This is a genomic window from Gardnerella sp. KA00390, from assembly GCF_049244075.1.
Classification (GTDB): Bacteria; Actinomycetota; Actinomycetes; order Actinomycetales; family Bifidobacteriaceae; genus Bifidobacterium; species Bifidobacterium vaginale.
Map to the genome: position 1 here is coordinate 62477 of NZ_CP058372.1, position 18610 is coordinate 81086.

Consider the following 18610-nt stretch of genomic DNA (forward strand, 5'->3'; position numbering starts at 1 on the left):
AGCAAGCGCTAGTCGTTAGTCGCTAGCTTGAATGCGAGGGCGGTCTGTTAAGACCTTGCAGTAAATCCATGCAGGCCGCCCATTAATTCCAAAATCTAAAGTCATAAATCATAAATCAATAAGTCATAAATAATAAAAAATACGAAAGAAGTTTAATCATGGCAGAAAAATTCCACGGCGTTATCCCACCAGTAGTTACGCCATTAACGGCAGACGGCGAAGTAGACGTTGTTAGCTTTGAGCGTTCGCTTAACCGAATGATTGAAGCAGGCGTAGACGGCCTGTTTACGCTTGGATCTTCTGGCGAAGTTGCGTTTAGCACAGATAAGCGCCGTCGTGAAATCATTGAAACCGTAATGCGCATTGTTGACGGCCGCGTGCCAGTGTTGGTTGGGTGCATCGATACGGAAACAAACCGTGTTATTGAGCATGCAAAGGAAGCTAAGGAGCTTGGAGCGGCTGCAATCGTTGCAACAGCGCCATTCTACGCACTCGGCGGCATGGCAGAAGTTGAGCGCCACTTCCGTCTTATTCACGAAGCTGTTCCAGATTTGCCACTGTTCGCTTACGATATTCCAGTTTGCGTACACACAAAGCTACCAGGCGCTTTGCTTGTAAAGCTTGGTAAAGATGGCGTACTTGCAGGCGTTAAGGATTCTTCCAACGATGACGTGTCGTTCAGGTTCCTTGTAGACGACAACAATAAGGCTGGCCACCCATTGACTTTGCTTACGGGTCAAGAGGTTGTTGTTGACGGCGCATACATGGCTGGCGCAGACGGTTCTGTTCCAGGACTTGCAAACGTTGAGGCCACTGGTTACGTGCGCATGTGGAAGGCTGCTCAGGCTGGCGATTGGGCAACGGTTAAGAAGGAGCAGGATTGGCTTGCTGCTTTGATGCGAATCGTTACTGTTCCTAGCGGAGTGGCAGGCTTCGGCGCTGGCGTTGGAGCATTTAAGACCGCAATGGCGTTGCTTGGCGTGTTTGACACAAATCAGATGCCAGACCCAGTTTGCCCACTTAAGGGAGAAAATGTTGAAGCTGTGGCTCGCGTTCTTAAGGAAGTTGGCTTGACTTTGGCAAAGACCCCAGAAGAAGTAAGCGATTCTACTAAGTGAGTATTTTTATCAGATAATTTAAGCAAATAATTTAAACAAAATCGTTTATTCATGGTGCATAGTAAATAAATGGTATTGCGGCGTACGCTTAAACGTATGCCGCAATGCTAATATTTGCTTGGAGTATTTGCAGAATCAAAAATCACCAAAGCTTTAAAGGAGAAGCTAAAGATGGCTGAAGTTATTATTGTAAAAGATCAGGATGAGGCAGGCGAGCTATACGCCGAATCTGTTGTAGATTTGATTAGTCGCAAGCCAGATGCAGTACTAGGGTTGGCAACAGGATCAAGCCCATTAAAAGCCTACGAGCATCTTGCAAAGCTTGTAAAAGACAAGAATGTTGACGTGAGACGCGTACGTGGATTTGCGCTTGACGAATACATTGGATTGCCATTAGAGCACGAACAATCTTACCACAGCACAATCCGCAGAACTGTAACAGATCTAATAGGCCTAAACCCAGATTTAGTTCATGTTCCAGGAGATGTTCTTAATGGAGCGCCATTAAGCGAAGGTGATAAGATTGCGCACGCTGGAGCAGACTACGATGCTGCTATTGCTGCCGCTGGTGGGATTGACGTGCAAATCTTGGGAATCGGCTCCGACGGTCACGTTGGATTCAATGAGCCAGGCTCTTCGCTTGCGTCTGGAACGCGCGTAAAAACCTTAACCGAGCAGACTCGCGTAGACAACCGCAGATTCTTTGACGGTGATATTAACCAAGTTCCAACTCACTGCATAACACAAGGAATTGGAACGATTTTGCGCGCTCGCCATCTCGTGCTTCTTGCGTTTGGTGAAAATAAGGCAGATGCGGTAGCTGCAACAGTAGAAGGTGGAGTAAGCTCGCTATGCCCAGCTTCCGCGCTTCAAATGCATCCTCATGCAACAGTGATTATAGATGAGGCTGCTGCAAGCAAACTTAAGCTTGCTGACTACTATCGTTGGGTGTATGCAAATAAGCCATCTTGGCAGGGGATCTGATACACAAGTCTAAAATTTAAGATAATAAATTTAAGATAATAAGATATCAAATAAGCACAAGCATAGGTGAATGAAATGTCAAAAGATGTGTATTTAGATGCCGTAAAGAAGATTGATGATTCACTAAAATCAAACGAAGAGCGCAATTTTGTAGTGCGCAACGTGAACGTTGTAGACGCTCGAGGAATTGTGCCCAATTCGTGGATTTTGGTTAGTGACGGCGTAATTCTAGAGACTGGCATTTTAGACGAAGACCTTGCTTTAGCTATTAGCACTCGCGGCTTAAGCGCATCTGATTTAAGTGTTGTGGATGGGTGTGGCTGTTTTGCTACGCCAGGGTATATTGATCTGCACGCTCATGGAGCCTGGGAGCATTCGTTTGACGATGGTGCCGAAGGTATTGCTATAGCGCGCGCGTATCACATGCTTCATGGAACAACTAGGCAAGTTCTTAGCTTGATTACAAACCCTCTTGACGTAATGCAAGAGAATTTGCGTACTGTTAAGCGTGTTATGCAAACGCGCCCAGATGTGCTTGGGTCGCATTTAGAGGGTCCGTTCTTGGCGTTGTCTAGAAAAGGCGCGCACGACCCTAATTGCCTAGTGGACCCTACTCCCGAGCGCGTTGAGGCGTTGCTTGAGGCGGCAGATGGAACTTTGCGCCAAATTACTTTGGCTCCCGAGCGAGAACACGGCATGGAAGCGATTAAGCGTTTTGTAGAAGCTGGCGTGATCCCAGCAGTGGGGCATTGTGATGCAGATTATAAAACCGCGCGCGCGGCTTTTAATGCTGGCTCTACGCTTATGACTCACATGTTTAACGCCATGAACGGCATTCATCACCGTAAGCCAGGTCCAATCCCTGCAGCCTTGGAGGATTCACGCGTAACTATTGAGCTTATTAACGATGGTTTCCACGTTGAAAACCCAGTTTTGAGAATGGCTTTTGATGCTGCTCCTAATCGCATTGCGTTTGTAACAGATGCTATGGCGGCAACAGGTTGTGCGGATGGCGCTTATAAGCTTGGCGCTCTAGACGTTACGGTTACGGGCGGCCATGCAAGGCTTGTTTCTAATGGTGCTATTGCGGGATCTACCCTGATCTTGGAAGTGGCAGTTGAACGCGCTGTTAAGGAACTTGGCATTGGTTTGCCAGCAGCTATTGCGGCTGCAACTCTTATTCCTGCCCGCGCACTTGGAGTAGATAAGCCGAATGCTATAACTAGCGCTCCTTTGGGCTTAGTTGAAAAGGGGTACGCAGCCGATTTGCTTTTGCTTAATCCAGGAACTTTGGCAGTTGAGCACGTTTGGTGCGACGGCCATAAAATTTCGTAACGTAAATCGTATCGTTGCGATTAATCGTGATGCTGTAGTACTCAGGCATCACCATTGAAGATGAAAGAACCGCTCTCGTTTAGTTAGGGAGCGGTTCCTTCATTTATTTAGTGTTCTTGCAGTCTATTAAGCAAAATAGACTGAATTGGCTCGTAATGGTCGTTTACAGCCTGTCTATATCCATCTGCGTCTCCCGCAATGGCTGTTTTAAGCATAAGCTCGTGCGCTCTAGCGGTTTTTTCAAGCTCGTCCGAAACTTCCAATCCCAATTGTGGCAAAACCGCCATATGCACAAGCCACAAGCATCGCACGAATTGCTCTGCAATCGTATTGTTTACCGCGCGCAAAATACCAGTGTGGAAAGCAATGTCTTGTTCCAAGAACGTTTTTCCAGCATGTGCTTCTTTGGTCATTATTTCAGAAAGCGCCTCCAATTCTGGCTGCTGTGTTCCTTTAAGTGACTCAACCACCTTATCCGCGCATCCAAGGTCTAGGAATTTTCGCATTTCTACAACATCGCTTAAATCTTCAAAATTCTTATTTATTGAGATTAAGGAGCGAAAAGCGAGTGTTTCCACCATTGGGTCAAGCGATAATGAGCCAACAAACATGCCTTTCCCTTGCTTAACTTCCACAATATTAAGCGCTTCCAGCTTGCGAATCGCCTCGCGCACAGATGACCTTGATGCACCAATCAAGTTGCAAAGCATTGGTTCTGTTGGCAGCATATCTTTTGGCTGCAAGCGTTCTCTTAAGATAAGCGACCTGATTGCATCCATTGTTTCATCGCAGCGTTTTCTGGCTGTGATTGGAGCGGAGTTTGAGTTTGAGCTTGCCTGTAAGAAAGATAAACGATCTAGTGTTGTCATCTCGTCGTCTTCATGGCTGCTAAATGTCTCTTCCATGTTGGCTCCTTTCAGTTCGCGTAAGGCTTCCTTCTTCTAAATCTTTCATTTTTTCACTTGTGTTTATTTTATTTTTTATACAATCTAAGTCTGTATTGTTTAAACTTTTTGCATTGCTTTTAAAATCTATTTGTAAATTATCCTGCTTCCAAAGATTGGAATCTATTGCCGTTATATAAATTCCAGTAGTCTCTCTTTCCCACAGTAGTTGCAAAGTTCGTTTATTGCTAGAGCTAAGGCATTGATAAACGTGGTGGAATGGGTTTATGCACACGTTTTTTGCCCATGTTTTTCCGCCGTCGTAGCTAAATCTCACAACTCCGCGACCGCGATAAGGCATCATTTGGCTTGCGTTTGCAAACGCTATACAGTCTGCGTTTTCTGCATTTTCGCTGTTAAAACAGGTTGCGCTCGGCTGGCTGAATATCTCTGGCAAACTTGTGTCAAAAATTAGCTCGCTCCAAGTTTCTCCGCAATCATGACTAATGGCTTTGCCTACACATCCCGAGCGATTTTGATTGCGGAAGAAAGCCAGAATATCGCCATTTTTGCGCTCAACAAACACGGTTTCGGAGCTTGTTGCATCGTCGTCTTGCATTGTTACAGGATCTACGATTTTTCCGTTGATCAATCGCCCTTCGTTAATCATTTTGCCTCGGCTCCATGTTTTGCCGTCGTCGTCCGAAATAAGCGCTCCCGAAGAATAGTGCGATTTGCTTTTGCCGCTGCAATAGAATGGCACAAGTATTCTGCCGTAATGTTTCTCGCTTTGTCTAATAACTATTCCGTTCCCTGGGCATACTCCAGCGAAGCTCATCCATGGCTCCTTAACCATGTGGTCGATTAAGCGTGGCACACTCCATGTTTTGCCGTCGTCGTCCGAGTAGATTTGAGCTATATAACACGTTTTTTCGGCAAATAATGGCTGACTTTCGCTTGCAATTTCTTGCGATTTCCATATGTTCCACGTGGAACTGTCGCAAGTTTGTTTACTGTGCGAGTTATTGCGTAAGTCATTGTGCGAATCGCAATTTTTTATACTTCCGTCTGGGAAAACTAGCCACTTTGTTGCGCATTCTTTTTCGCTAGAATCGCATGGCAATTTTACGGCCGCGCTTCCATCCATTGCCGCCGCGTAGTTGCCACCTAAGCGGTCTATAAGCTTGATTCTTCCGCACGCGTCTACGCCTACAGCGGTTTTGCAATTTGTTAGCCCAATTCCGCTAGGATTAAGGTCTATTAATACGTTAATTCTTTCGCTTTTTCCCGCTGGATCTAAAATGGGGCAGGAGTCGATTGCGCTCGCGCCCAGTTTTCCAAGGTTTTTGCCAGGCATGTTGATTACGGTTTGCAAAGGCTTCCACGTTTTTCCGCCATCTGTGGATCTGCGAATCACAAAGTTTATGTGGTTTGGAGCGTCGTTTGAAACGCTTGTTCGCTGGTCTGCTCCTGCGATTAGCGTTCCCATGCGCGTTTTTACAAGAGACGGTATTCTGTAGCTGCGAGAGCTCGCATATCCCGTATCGAATAATGCGGTTGTTACAAGCGGCTTTACTCTTGATATTCTTTGGATTTGTCCTTCGGTTAGTGCGCTAAAGTAGATTCCGCCTGTTCTAGCTTCGCCCATTAATCGCACTCCGCGCAAGTCTTCGCCTATACTCACTGCGTTTAATTCTGGTATGTTTGCAAACCAGAATTGTCCTATGTTGTGCGACTGGCTGTATCCGTCTACGTAAATGTCGGTTGCTCCGCGATTTGCGCGAATAATCAAGTCGTGCCATTCGCCGTCGTCAACGCTTGCGGCTGCTTCGATTACGCTTTTTACGCACGTTTCGCTGTCGATTAGCGTGATTTTTATGCCTTCTGGTCCTGCGTACACGCTTATTTTTCCGCTAGATTCTAGATTAGTTTTTGTTCCAACAGTTCCAGCAGCAAAAAGCACTCCATGTTGGCCAGGTCCGCGCAATCTAAATTGAATGTGCAAAGTTCCGCTTGAGTTGCAAGATACGCGTTTTATGTCTCTTGCACAAATCGTAGGTCCTGCAAACCATATGTCTGGCTGTGCTTGAGTGGCTGAATTTGCGATTTCTTCTGGATTTGGCAAGTGACTTGAGTAGTAAAAGTCGTAGATTTGCGAAGATTCTGCCTGCGCTGCACACACTTCGGCCGCTTTTCCGCTCACTCTTTGCGGCCCAAGATTCGTTGCGCTCGCAAAGCATTGGTATCCGTCTAAATAGAATCGGCTTCCAAAACTTCCGTACGTTATTGCAAAATCGTGTTCGCGCCCGTCGCATGCGCCTAGCGCATCTTCCATTTGTAGTGCAATTTCTTTCGCACCGTTTGCGTCGGCGCTATCTTCTAAAAGATTTTGTGCACTAAGCAGGGGAGCGTCTTCTTTAATACTTATTTTTATTATTGGAGTTGTGTGCTCTTGTTGTGCAGAAGCTTCCGACTTTTGCGCGGGCTTAATATCTAATAAATCACAATCCGAATTTGCTACAAATTTAAACCCTATTATTCCTTCGTTCTGATTTATTTCCTCGTTTTTATCTTTGCGATTGATTCCCGATTCGTTTTCGCTATATTTTTTGATTTCACTAGATGGTGTAATTTTTATTGTGGCATGGTTGAATCGCGTGTGCTCCGAACCTTTGATATCCGCGATATCTTCAATAAGGCTCGTCGTCTTCGTTGAACGACGTTCCATTTTAGTCCTCCATGACCAGAAAAATTAAAACCACTATGTTTTAACACGTCTGACGTCTTACGACATCTACTTATTTAGTCTATCACATATTTTTAAGCAAACGCGCAACTGTTGTAAGATGATGCTACAAAATAAAAAAGAACGTCGAAAAATCAACGTTCTTAAAGAGTGCGAACGGCGGGACTTGAACCCGCACGAGTATACACTCACTGCCACCTGAAGACAGCGCGTCTACCATTCCGCCACGTTCGCATACAGACCACAAAGCTACCATATTTGCAGCCGTTTAGCAAATATACACCTAGTGTGTTGCGTGACGACCTGCCTTCGAGCTTAGAGCGTAGCGCGAGAAGGCAATTCGGAGCGCTGAGCTTGCTCAAAGTTGAAAGCACAGTGTGCTTTCAACGCAAGCGAAGGCGTGAGCGCGCTTAGACCGCGCGAACGCAGAAACACCCAGCCCTCTCGCAACGTTAAGTAGGAAATTGCACAACAACAAGTAAGGATCGCGCAACACCAAGCAAATTATCCACGCGAGCCATTCTCATAATAATGGGCTAACGATTCATCTCTGAACTCTTCAAAATATCCGCCGTCAATCGACGCACGAATGTCGTCTAGAAGCTTAACAAAGAATCGCTCGTTGTGAATCGTAGCAAGCGTGTATCCGTTCATCTCTTTAGCGCGCAGCAAATGGCTAACATACATGCGCGAATAATGCGTGCAAGTGTAGCAATCGCATCCAGCTTCAAGCGGTCCCTGATCGTGCTTAAATTCGGCGCGCTTTACGTTGTATCGTCCGTGGCGAGTAAAAATCGCGCCGTTTCGGCTGCATCGCGCAGGGGCAACGCAATCAAACGTATCTCCGCCGTTTTCTACGCAAGCAAAAATGTCGTCAACTGCAGCAATTCCAAGCACGTGGCGAGGGCGATTTTCTGGCATAGCATCGCAGATCCAAGCGCAAGTGTCTCCAATAATGCGCTTTTCAATTGCTCCACCAATTCCGACGCCATCAAAGTCGAGCGAAGCAATCTGCTCTGCCGCGTGCCTACGCAAATCCTCGTAATTCGCTCCCTGAACAACGCCATACAACGCCTGATACGGCTTTCCTAATCGCGCCTCGGTTAATCGCTTGTGTTCGGCAACACAACGCTTAGCCCAGCGGAAAGTGCGCTCAACGGACTCTTCTTGATATCGACGAGTATTCATCAAAGTTGTAAGCTCATCGAAAGCAAACATAATATCCGCGCCAAGCTTGTGTTGAATACCCATCGAGATTTCTGCGCTAAATCGGTGAATTGAGCCGTTTAGAGGGGACTTAAAAGTAACGCCATCCTCGTCAACGAATGCCATACGCTCTTTACCTTCTGCAATAACATCGTCGGACTTCATGCCTGTAACGTCCATTGCAAGAGTTTTCTTAAAACCAGCGCCAAGCGAAAGCACTTGGAATCCGCCAGAATCCGTAAAAGTTGGGCCATCCCAGTTCATAAACTTTGCAAGACCGCCAGCTTCGTCTAAAATGTCTTCGCCAGGGCGCTCATATAAGTGGAATGCGTTAGAAAGCATGCATTGGCCGCCCAAGTCTTTTATTGACTCTGGCAGCACGGCCTTCATTGCGGCTTGAGTTGCAACAGGCACAAAAGCAGGCGTGTGAATATCTCCGTGAGGCGTGCGAATCACGCCAGTTCGCCCGTATCTAGCTCCATCTTTTCCTTTACCGCTTGCCGTATTTTCCAAACGTGTTTTTGTTGTAAACGAGAATTCTCTGCGATCTCCTGGTTTACCAGGCTCTGCTCCGCGTGGGTGTTCAATAAGATTAGTCATACCTTTTACTCTATTAGAAGGTATGACGATACGCGCATAAGTTGCGGCATTGTGCGCGGAAAAGTCGCCAGCAACCGTTCGTTAAATTCTACGTGTTTATGTATTTTCTATAAAAACCGCTAGCTAATTTTACGGTATTCATACGGTAACTATATGGTATTTATACGGTATTATATGGCTAAATATTCAGGTAATTTTAAGAGCAAAACGGTTAACTCGTATTGTAAGAAAATTAAATCTTAGATTTTAACTTACGCTTTATTTGCGTGTAGAAAGATTAAAGCGCGTAAAAATCTCATATTAACTTGTATGAATGCGTGTAATCAGATTAGAGTATGTTGTGTTAAAAGATTTAAGGAGGATTAATGGCTGACGATATTTATGATTCTAAGGCCTATGATTCTAGTGAAGTGCAATCTGAGCAGTCTTCACAAGGACAGTCACAGACGGAGGAGCCTAAGCAGACTAGTCAGGGTGAACCTCAGATTTATCGTCCTGCTCCAGAATATGGTGCATATGGTCCTGTTAATACTGGCGACGGAAGCGATGAAAATAATTCTGCAAACTCTACGGTTGCTGGCGACTCTTCTGCTAATGATGGTGAAGAATCGTCAAGAAACACAGTTAACGGAGATTATGCGCGTTCGGATGACAATTTGGATAATCCGTTCTTGCCTTATGGTGATCCCTATAGCGGCAATATTAAAAATTCTAGATTTGGGAATCCTTATGATTTGAGTGATGATGCTGCTGATGGCGATGCTGCTGATAGCGATGCTGGTGATAATCAGGATGATGCAGTTCATGGCGAAGTACAGGTCGTAAATCAGGGTTCAAATCAGAATCCAAATCAGGGTCCACATGTAGTGTACAAAAAGCGTGGCGCTAGAAAAGAGTCCAGAGAAAACTCAAATATAACAGTGGCGATTGTATCGTCAATTATTTCTGCAGTGGTATGCGTTGTTGTAATGTCATTCGCTATTACTCAAGGACTAATTTCTATTCCAGGTTCGGGAACGCTTGCAGATGTAGGCACACAATCATCTTCAAAAGGAACAGCAGTAGTAAAAGGTGGTCAATCTCCAGATTGGCGTTCGGTTGCTAAAAACGTTTCTGGCGGCGTTGTGTCTATTCAGGCGCGCAATGACAAGAATATGAGCAAAGGCTCTGGGGCAATAATCGACAAGCAAGGTCATGTTGTTACAAACAATCACGTTATTGCTGGAATGCAACAGTTGCAAGTAACGCTATCTAATGGCCAGATTTACAAGGCAAAGCTTGTTGGAACCGATAAAACTACCGATTTGGCTGTGCTTAAAGTAGACGGTTTACCAAGTAACGTAAAGCCAGTTGAGTTTGCTGATTCTGATGCTCTTGCTGTTGGAGAACCTGTGATGGCAATTGGAAATCCTCTTGGTTACGACGATACTGCTACAACAGGCATTGTTTCCGCGCTTAATCGCCCAGTTTCCGTTATGGATGATCAGAGTCGTTCGGAAATCGTAACAAATGCTGTGCAAATTGACGCTGCAATCAATCCTGGTAATTCTGGCGGACCAACTTTTGATGCTGCTGGAAAAGTAATCGGTATTAATTCTTCTATTGCCGCAACTTCTGCTAGAGGTGGCACAGCAGGGTCTATTGGAATTGGATTTGCTATTCCGTCTAATCTTGTTAAGCGCGTAGTAAACGAGATTATTAAGAATGGTTCTGTAAAACACGTTGCTCTTGGAATTATGGTTAAGAGCGTGAACGTAACGCAAAATAACATTACGCGCGGCGGCGCTCAAGTGGCGTCTGTAACTCCTGGCGCTCCTGCAGCAAAAGGCGGAATGCGTGCTGGAGATACAATCGTGGCGTTTAATGGAAAGCCTGTGACAAGCAATTATTCGCTTTTGGGATTTGTGCGCGCTACCGCTTTGGGAGATAAGGCAACAATAACAGTTGTTCGTGGTAACGGAACTGTCAATCTAACAGTCAAGTTTAACCAAGAAGAAGCTGCTGTTAATGGCGCAACTCGTCAAGACCCTCGATCCTTGAGGAAGCGCGGAAGTAAAAAGCCTGATTCTTCCGATAAGAAGAGCCAGAACAACAATGGAGGCGATTCTTCAGATGGAGATTATGATCCTTTGGATCAGCTCCCTCGAGGCGGAGACGACGATTCCGACGATGGTGGCATTTTTGACCCATTCGGTTTCTGGTAAACTGATAGTATGACTTACAAAGATTTTGGCCAACTTGCATCGGAGCGGTTTTCTGCACGCGACTTTTTGAATAAGCCGATTGAGCAAAACGTTTTAGAGTCAATATTGCACACCGCTTCTCTTGCGCCAAGCTGGAGCAACACAAGAGCTTATGCGCTTGCGATTGCACAAGGTGGCAAAAAAGATCGCATTGTGAAAGCTTATTTAGATAAGTGCAATGCAATGCTTAAAGCCAAAGATAAGAGTTTGAGCGAATCTGAGCGCGCTCAGTTTGCTCAAGAGTCAGCGCCTAATGGCGACGTTCCTGTTGCAAAGCCGTACCCCGACGATTTAAAGCAGCGAAGCGCTAAACTCGGTCTAGCGTTATATTCGCATTTAGGAATCGAAAGGCACGATTTTGCAGCTAGGAACGCCCATACGCGCAGAAATTTCGAGGCTTTTGGAGCACCCGTTATTGGCTTTGTTTTAGCTAGACGCGATTTTATGCCATTTGCTGCAATGGATGCAGGTCTTATGCTACAAACGCTGTTTCTTGCTGCTAAAGATTTAGGCGTTGACTCTTGTCCGCTTGGAGTTTTGGCTACTTGGCGAGATCCGCTAGACGCGGAGTTTGACGTTCCAGAAAACATGGAGCTTTTAACTGGATTTGTGCTTGGGTATGCTAGCGATTCGCACACAAACGAGTTTAGAGCCGAGCATCCAAAGATTGAGCTGCTTTAGCGATTGCGAAACAATCGTTTTTGCCTATTTTATGTGTGCTTTGCGCTCGTAAATAGTGGCAGTGCTTTCCCAAACAAGAGCCTTCCAAGACGTTTTAACGTTGGAAACAGCGTGCGCATTGTAATGCGAAATGTTGTAGTTTAAAGCCAAGAAGTAGTACCACGGCTGGCTGGATTCGCTAACAAAAAATTCTGGCTCGCCCTTTGCAGCACAATCCGTCAACTCTTGTGCTTGCTGGCTTGCAGTAGGGCTTTCATTCGTTATAAAAGTCTTGTTTTCGTAAGCGCAATCTATAAGATTTTTAGAAAAATAAGGGTTTGCGCCTATTAAAAGCCACGAATATTGGTGAGTGTCGTTTTCTTCGTGAGAAATAACTTTTCCACTTTCGTCAACCTGCTCGTCGTTATGGAGCCAAGATGCTACAAAACGCTTATTTTGCAAGTGATTACTAGATATGTATTGTGCTACAGCTCTAGAAGGCGAATAGTCAAACAGAATGTCGTTTACGCAAGCAAACGCGTTCCAAATTAGGCTTGGTGCAAGGATTATCGATATTAGTAGGTTGATTTTAAAAGCTTTGTTTTTTATAAATCTGAATTTAGTAGGGGCGACTTTAACAAAAATCGCAGGAATATCCTTGTTGCTAAGCGGCTCTTTTATGTGACTAATCCAAAGCGCACTAAGCAAAAACACAAAGATTAGACCTGCGTGGTGAAGCGTAAAATAGCGAACAGCTACGATTGTAAGGACAAGATAAGGGATTACAAGAACCGCAAGGAGTTTTCTGCGCTTGGCGATTTTAATTGCAAATGCCCAAATCACAAGACTAAAAATTGTGCATATTGTAATCGGCAAAAAGTCAAAAGGCATTCTTCGCATTGAAATATCGCCATAAAAGCTTGTAAACATGCTTTCGGAAGGCATTACGAATATAAAAGCGAAGCATTTTGCAATTGTTGAATTGCCATCAATCGTTGCGCGAGTGGCGAATGCGTTTTTTGCTGGCCATGCAAGAGCAAGGTTTGCAGCGCCAAAAATGGCGATTAATCCCCAAGATATAAGTCGCGCCCAATTTGATGCGATTGTTGCTTTAATTGCGTGAAGAATGGAGCTAAAATTAAGAGTTTTGCTAATATTCTTGCTAAAAACTCGCCAAATCCAAGCAATTGTAAAGCCTGCAGCAAATGCAATCCCGTACACGCTAAGCAAGCACATAAACATAAGACTAATCGCAAGTTTGCAAGCGCTAGAAGTCTTAGAATCCGCACTATTCCAATAATGTGCCGCTACTAGCAAGCTTAAGCAAAGCAAAGCGTATGGTCGCGATGTAACACCGTACTGGAAGCAAGCAAAATAAGTAAACGGAATAAGAAAAGTTGCAAGGCTGCTTGCGCTTTTAAAAGGCGACTTAAAAATAAGCCACGCACCCAGTAGGCTTGCGCAAACCAGTTGAATACCCTTAATTCCAAACTCGTATGGAACGCTATTTTTAGCTGCAATCGCAAGCAAAAGATTCCAAAAAGGAGGGTGACCCTCGTAATGGGGTCTAACGCTAATAATGTCTGCAAGCGACGAGTCGCGCGCAATCAGCCAGCTTTGAGCTTCGTCAAACCAAGGTTCGTGGAAACACATTACGATTGCAATAATCGCAATGTATAAAACAAAAGCTAATAATAAAGCCAATGTGCGCGCGTTATGTGAATCTTGTAAATTGCGTGGCTTAAAAATCCGCATGAGTGTTAACTCTTAATTCGCAATGCTAATTACTAATTTTGACTCAAGGCGGCAAGCCTGCGAGCGTTAGCAACAGCATACAAGCTGATTCCAGCTGCAACGGATGCGTTAAGCGATTCGACAGCGCTAGAAATTGGGATTCCAGCAATAGCATCGCAAGCTTCACGCGTTAGGCGACTCATGCCCTTGCCCTCGCTTCCAAGAACTACGACAAGCGGATCGGTTTCAAAACCAGTTTCGCCAACAAGCTTGTCGCCGCCACCGTCAAGACCAATCGCATACCATCCGCGCTCGCGCAAACCTTGAATCGCCTTGTTTAAATTCACAACTCTAGCAACAGGCAAATGTGCTGCTGCGCCTGCAGAAACCTTCCAAGCGGCAGCTGTAACAGATGCGCTTCTGCGCTCAGGCAAGATTACGCCATTTGCGCCAAAAGCGGCTGCGGATCGAATAACAGCACCAAGATTTTGTGGATCGGTAACTCCATCTAGTGCTATAAACAATGGGCGTGCGTTAATGCGAGCGGCTGCAGAATCCGCCGCCTCCATAGCGCGAGACTTCTTTTCTGCGCGGTCAACAAGCTCTTGCAGCGAATAGTATTGATAAGGCTGCACCTTTAAAATAATGCCTTGATGATTGGTGCTGTGAGCAATGCGATCCATTTCCAAGCGATCCGCTTCCAAAAGTCGCAAGCCTTGCATGCCAGCAAGCTTAACGATTTCGCGCGTGCGATCGTCATGCTCAATGCGATTTGCAACATAAAGTTGCGTGCTAGGAACGCCTACGCGCAAAGCTTCAAGAGCTGCATTTCGCCCAATTACCAACTCGTCGCTATCTGTGCCCAACTTATCTACTCTTCGTCTTGCAGCCAAACGCGGATCTGCAAACGTGCGCTTAATCGCAGCCTTTTTAGCGAAATAAGCCTTATGATACACGCGGTCCTCTGCTTTAGGAGTAGGTCCCTTGCCGCGCAATGCATTACGATGTTTTCCACCCGACCCCTTGGTCGGTCCTTTTTTCATAGCCATATTCTTATTTTCACATGCCCCCGAGGCATTGACGATGCTTTGGTGCTGCATTAGCGAGGCATTAGTATTTGGCGCTTTATGTGGCATAATAGAACGGTACTTAATTATTGTTATTGCAATAATCCACAACCGCGCAATAATCAAGATTTTGAGTCAACTTTGCGTAAAAATTTTGATTATTGACTACTCCGCGGCGCTCCCAAGGGGGGAAATATGGTTGATCAAAGCGATCAATCCAAAGATCCGTCATTGCAAGACGTGCAAAATGTTGCAAATTCGCTTAATGTAAACGTTTCTACGGGTTTAAGTAGTGATGAGGCGGCTAAAAGGCTCGCGCAATTTGGCCCGAACGTTTTAGCTAGCGCTCCTAAAACACCAGCGTGGAAGAGGTTCCTCGAACAGTTTAAAGATCCGCTTGTTTACTTGCTTATAGCGGCTACTATTATTTCCGCAATCGCATGGTTTGTTGAGCGCGCACAACATGGTGGCGAAAGTGGCGGCGAAGTTCTGCCGTTTGACTCAATAGTTATAATCGTGATTCTTATAGCAAACGCAGTTTTGGGCTATATTCAAGAGTCGCGCGCGCAAGAAGCAGTTGAAGCGCTGGCAAAAATGAGCGCTCCGCAAACGTCCGTTCTTAGAGATGGGCGAGTTATGCGCATAGATACGGCGGATGTTGTGCCTGGAGATATTTTGGTTCTTGGCGAAGGTGATGCCGTTTCTGCGGATGCAAGGCTTATTGCAGCCGCTTCTTTGCGCGTTGCGGAAGCAAGCCTTACGGGAGAATCTGTTGCTGTTAGCAAGCGCCCAGAAACTCTAGCTTCGCCAAAATCTTTGGCAGACCGCACAAATATGGTGTTTAATGGCACTGCCGTAACGCAGGGCACTGGTCGCGCAATAGTCACGTCTACTGGCATGAAAACTCAGGTTGGAAAAATCGCAGATATGCTTTCTAGTGCGCAAGAAGAAGCTACTCCTCTCGAGAAGGAGATGGTTCGCGTATCTAAGGTTCTTGGAATCGCAGTGTGTATTATTGCAGCCGTTGTGCTTGCGTCTATGTGGGCTCTTGAAGGCTTCCACACTATTGAAGATGTTATAGATTCTTTGCTTCTTTCCGTTTCTCTTGCTGTTGCTGCTGTTCCAGAAGGCTTGGCTGCTATTTTAACGGTTGTTCTTGCGCTTGGCGTGCAGCGCATGGTAAAGCATCATGCTGTTGTTAAAAAGCTTTCGTCTGTAGAAACGCTTGGCTCCGCATCTGTTATTTGCTCCGACAAAACGGGTACTTTAACTCGAAACGAGATGACTGTTGAGCGTGTTATAACGCCTAGTGGCCAGGTGCAGCTTACAGGTAGCGGATATAAGCCAGAGGGACGAATGGTTTTGCTTGATTCTTTAGATGCTGATTTGGCGGTTCCTCCAGCTCTAGCAACAGAGGTGATTGGCGCGCTCGGATCTGGGTATTTAGCAAACGATGGCGATTTGCACCATAATGAATCGTCTGACGCATGGCAGCCAGTTGGCGACCCTACTGAGGTTTCTCTTATTGTTGCGGCGCGCAAAACCAAGGCGGACAAGCGTTACGCGCATCTTAGTCGTGTTGCGGAAGTGCCATTTACTTCTGAGCGCAAACGCATGTCTGTTGTTGTTAAAGACGGGTCGGATTCTGGGAATCTTATTGTTTGCGCTAAAGGCGCTCCAGATGTTTTGCTTTCTTATTGCACGCGAATCGCAGTTGCTGGCGCTGTTCGTCCTCTTACAGACGGAGATCGCGAAGAAATTCTTGCAAACGTGGAAAAGCTATCTGGAGAAGCGTATCGCACTCTTGCAATGGCGTATAGGCCACTTGGCGTAGATAGTTTAGCTAAAGTTGACGGCATGGTTTCTAACGCTGCAGGTCAAATCGCAGACGTTGCTGAACAAAGTGATGTTTTGGAGTCTGATTTGATTTGGAACGGCATGGTCGCGATTATTGATCCTCCTAGAATCGAAGTTCGAGATAGCGTTGCTCAAGCGCATCGTGCTGGAATTCGAACTGTTATGATTACTGGCGATCATCCGCTTACCGCTGCTCGAATCGCTCGCGACCTTGGCATTATTGGAAAAGATGAGCATGCGCTTACAGGCGATGAGCTTGACGAGTTGCTTTCTAGGGATGACGACAATATTGCTTTCGACGATGCGATTAGCAAAGTGAGCGTGTATGCGCGAGTAGCTCCAGAACACAAGCTTGCTATTGTTTCCTCGCTACAAAGGCAAGGCAATATTGTTGCTATGACTGGCGACGGCGTAAACGATGCTCCTGCCGTAAAGTCGGCAGATATTGGCGTTGCAATGGGCATTACGGGTACGGAAGTCACTAAAGAATCTGCAAAGATGATTTTGGCTGACGATAACTTCTCTACAATTGTTGCAGCCGTGCGCGAAGGTCGCGGAATTTTCGACAATATTCGTAAATTCTTGAGATATTTGCTTAGCTCCAACGTTGGCGAAGTGTTCACTGTGTTTGGTGGCGTAGTGTTTGCTGGTGCTTTGGGAATTACGCAGCCAAACTCTGTTGGCGTGACTTTGCCTCTTCTTGCAACTCAATTGCTTTGGATTAATTTGCTTACGGACGCTGCTCCTGCGCTCGCAATGGGCGTTGATCCGCAAACTGACGATGTTATGAATAGGCGTCCGCGAAGGCTTACAGATAGCGTTATCGATAAGCCAATGTGGGGAGATATTGTGTTTATTGGTGTGATCATGGCAGCTATAACGCTGATTGGTATGGACATGCATTTGGCTGGCGGATTGTTTACAGACCGCTCCACAACTGTTTTAACTCATGCAGCTCAAATGACTCACGCGCGCACAATGGGCTTCACTATTCTTGTGTTTGCTCAAATGCTTAATGCTTTGGCTTCTCGCTCGCATTTGCAAAGCGTGTTTGTTGGCTTGTTTGCAAATCGCTGGCTTTGGGGTGCAATCGCAGTTTCCGTAGTGTTGCAGCTTGCTGTAATTTATATACCATTCCTTAATGGTCCGTTTGGCACAGTTCCACTCGACTTTATGGAGTGGGTTGAATGCCTTGGACTTTCAATGGTTGTGCTTATTGCTTCGGAGCTAAGAAAGTGCGTTTTGCGCTTTATGGCTCACAAGAAGTCTGCAGCTGCTGTTGCGATTTCTGCCTAATATTTTCGACCGCGGCACGCGCTACACTTGGCATATTAGTGTATTTAAGTGTTTGTTTTATGAAGTTTTATCGCAAGGAGATTTGACGTTATGCTGTTGTCTGATCGCGACATCCTCAAAGCTCATGATGAGGGTCATATTGATTTGACCCCATGGACCCCAGAAATGGTGCAGCCTGCGTCGATTGATGTGCGGCTCGACCGATTCTTCCGATTGTTTAATAATCACGCTTACACCTACGTGGATCCTGCAGAAAATCAGGGGGAGTTGACTGAGCAGTTTGCGGTTGCCCCTGATGAACCTTGGATTTTGCATCCTGGCGAGTTTGCGCTTGGCTCCACTTGGGAGTATGTGAAGTTGGATTCTACGATTGCGGCGCGCTTAGAAGGTAAAAGCTCTCTTGGTCGTCTTGGAATTTTAACTCATTCTACGGCTGGCTTTATTGATCCAGGTTTTGAAGGTCATATCACCTTGGAGCTTTCAAATGTTAGTACTTTGCCAGTTAAATTGTGGCCAGGTATGAAGATTGGTCAAATGTGCTTCTTTAAGCTAAGTTCTCCTTGCGAAAATCCTTACGGGTCTTCTGTTAATGGATCTCACTATCAAGGTCAGCGTGGTCCAACACCGTCTAGGTCTTATGAGAACTTCTATCGCGCAAATTTGGAAGATTAAATTTATAAGATTAAAGTTAAAAATCTAGATTTGAAAGTCTAAATTCGTAAGATTAGCAACGAATATCAAGAAAAATCAGGGGAAAAGTAGTAAACTTTCAGGAACTTATCAGCTAACGTACTAGCAGCACTAAGGATTATGTGTTTTCATAATATTAGTGAAAAACTTAAAAAGTAATTCACGAAAGCTTATTCATATTTTTTCCTTT

12 protein-coding genes and 1 tRNA gene are annotated in these 18610 nt (G+C 45.5%); 7 read left to right on the forward strand and 6 right to left on the reverse strand.

What is annotated here, in order from left to right; all coding sequences use genetic code 11:
* Positions 1–158 precede the first annotated feature (158 nt).
* From HXT53_RS00260 to nagA, 3 genes are all read left to right on the forward strand, one after another.
* A complete protein-coding gene (locus tag HXT53_RS00260; RefSeq protein ID WP_004113922.1) occupies positions 159–1118 on the forward strand; it encodes a dihydrodipicolinate synthase family protein in 960 nt (319 codons plus the stop codon).
* Between the two features lie 171 nt (positions 1119–1289).
* Positions 1290–2102 carry a glucosamine-6-phosphate deaminase gene (gene nagB / locus HXT53_RS00265; RefSeq protein WP_421780322.1) on the forward strand — a complete coding sequence of 271 codons (813 nt, stop codon included), beginning with the start codon at positions 1290–1292 and terminating at the stop codon, positions 2100–2102.
* A gap of 75 nt (positions 2103–2177) precedes the next feature.
* Positions 2178–3437: an N-acetylglucosamine-6-phosphate deacetylase gene (nagA, locus tag HXT53_RS00270; RefSeq protein WP_004573583.1), complete on the forward strand. Its 1260-nt coding sequence runs from the start codon at positions 2178–2180 to the stop codon at positions 3435–3437.
* Positions 3438–3544: 107 nt separating this feature from the next.
* Here nagA and HXT53_RS00275 read toward each other — a convergent pair whose 3' ends face one another.
* From HXT53_RS00275 to tgt, 4 genes are all read right to left on the reverse strand, one after another.
* Positions 3545–4342, reverse strand: a complete 798-nt coding sequence (locus HXT53_RS00275; protein ID WP_004573582.1) for a FadR/GntR family transcriptional regulator — start codon at positions 4340–4342, stop codon at positions 3545–3547.
* On the reverse strand, positions 4326–7049 hold the full coding sequence (locus tag HXT53_RS00280; RefSeq protein ID WP_410309210.1) for a sialidase family protein: 2724 nt from the start codon (positions 7047–7049) through the stop codon (positions 4326–4328). The genes HXT53_RS00275 and HXT53_RS00280 overlap by 17 nt, the downstream gene beginning before the upstream one ends.
* 169 nt (positions 7050–7218) lie before the next feature.
* A tRNA-Leu gene (locus HXT53_RS00285) sits at positions 7219–7301 on the reverse strand.
* A gap of 270 nt (positions 7302–7571) precedes the next feature.
* A complete protein-coding gene (tgt, locus tag HXT53_RS00290; protein WP_421780325.1) occupies positions 7572–8873 on the reverse strand; it encodes a tRNA guanosine(34) transglycosylase Tgt in 1302 nt (433 codons plus the stop codon).
* A 365-nt stretch (positions 8874–9238) separates the two neighbouring features.
* On the opposite strand from tgt, the gene HXT53_RS00295 reads away from it, so the two are divergent.
* On the forward strand, positions 9239–11077 hold the full coding sequence (locus tag HXT53_RS00295; protein WP_421780327.1) for a S1C family serine protease: 1839 nt from the start codon (positions 9239–9241) through the stop codon (positions 11075–11077).
* Positions 11078–11086: 9 nt separating this feature from the next.
* Entirely contained in the window at positions 11087–11797 is a 711-nt protein-coding gene (locus tag HXT53_RS00300; protein WP_415690999.1) for a nitroreductase family protein, read from the forward strand.
* A 24-nt stretch (positions 11798–11821) separates the two neighbouring features.
* Here HXT53_RS00300 and HXT53_RS00305 read toward each other — a convergent pair whose 3' ends face one another.
* Both HXT53_RS00305 and rlmB read right to left on the reverse strand, forming a co-directional pair.
* Positions 11822–13531: an ABC transporter ATP-binding protein gene (locus HXT53_RS00305; protein ID WP_421780329.1), complete on the reverse strand. Its 1710-nt coding sequence runs from the start codon at positions 13529–13531 to the stop codon at positions 11822–11824.
* 32 nt (positions 13532–13563) lie between these two features.
* Positions 13564–14559 carry a 23S rRNA (guanosine(2251)-2'-O)-methyltransferase RlmB gene (rlmB, locus tag HXT53_RS00310; protein ID WP_019261477.1) on the reverse strand — a complete coding sequence of 332 codons (996 nt, stop codon included), beginning with the start codon at positions 14557–14559 and terminating at the stop codon, positions 13564–13566.
* Positions 14560–14772: 213 nt separating this feature from the next.
* Between rlmB and HXT53_RS00315 the strand changes: the two genes are divergently transcribed.
* Positions 14773–17730 carry a cation-translocating P-type ATPase gene (locus tag HXT53_RS00315; RefSeq protein WP_174142992.1) on the forward strand — a complete coding sequence of 986 codons (2958 nt, stop codon included), beginning with the start codon at positions 14773–14775 and terminating at the stop codon, positions 17728–17730.
* 90 nt (positions 17731–17820) lie between these two features.
* A complete protein-coding gene (gene dcd, locus HXT53_RS00320; protein WP_004113895.1) occupies positions 17821–18402 on the forward strand; it encodes a dCTP deaminase in 582 nt (193 codons plus the stop codon).
* The last annotated feature ends 208 nt before the right edge of the window (positions 18403–18610 follow it).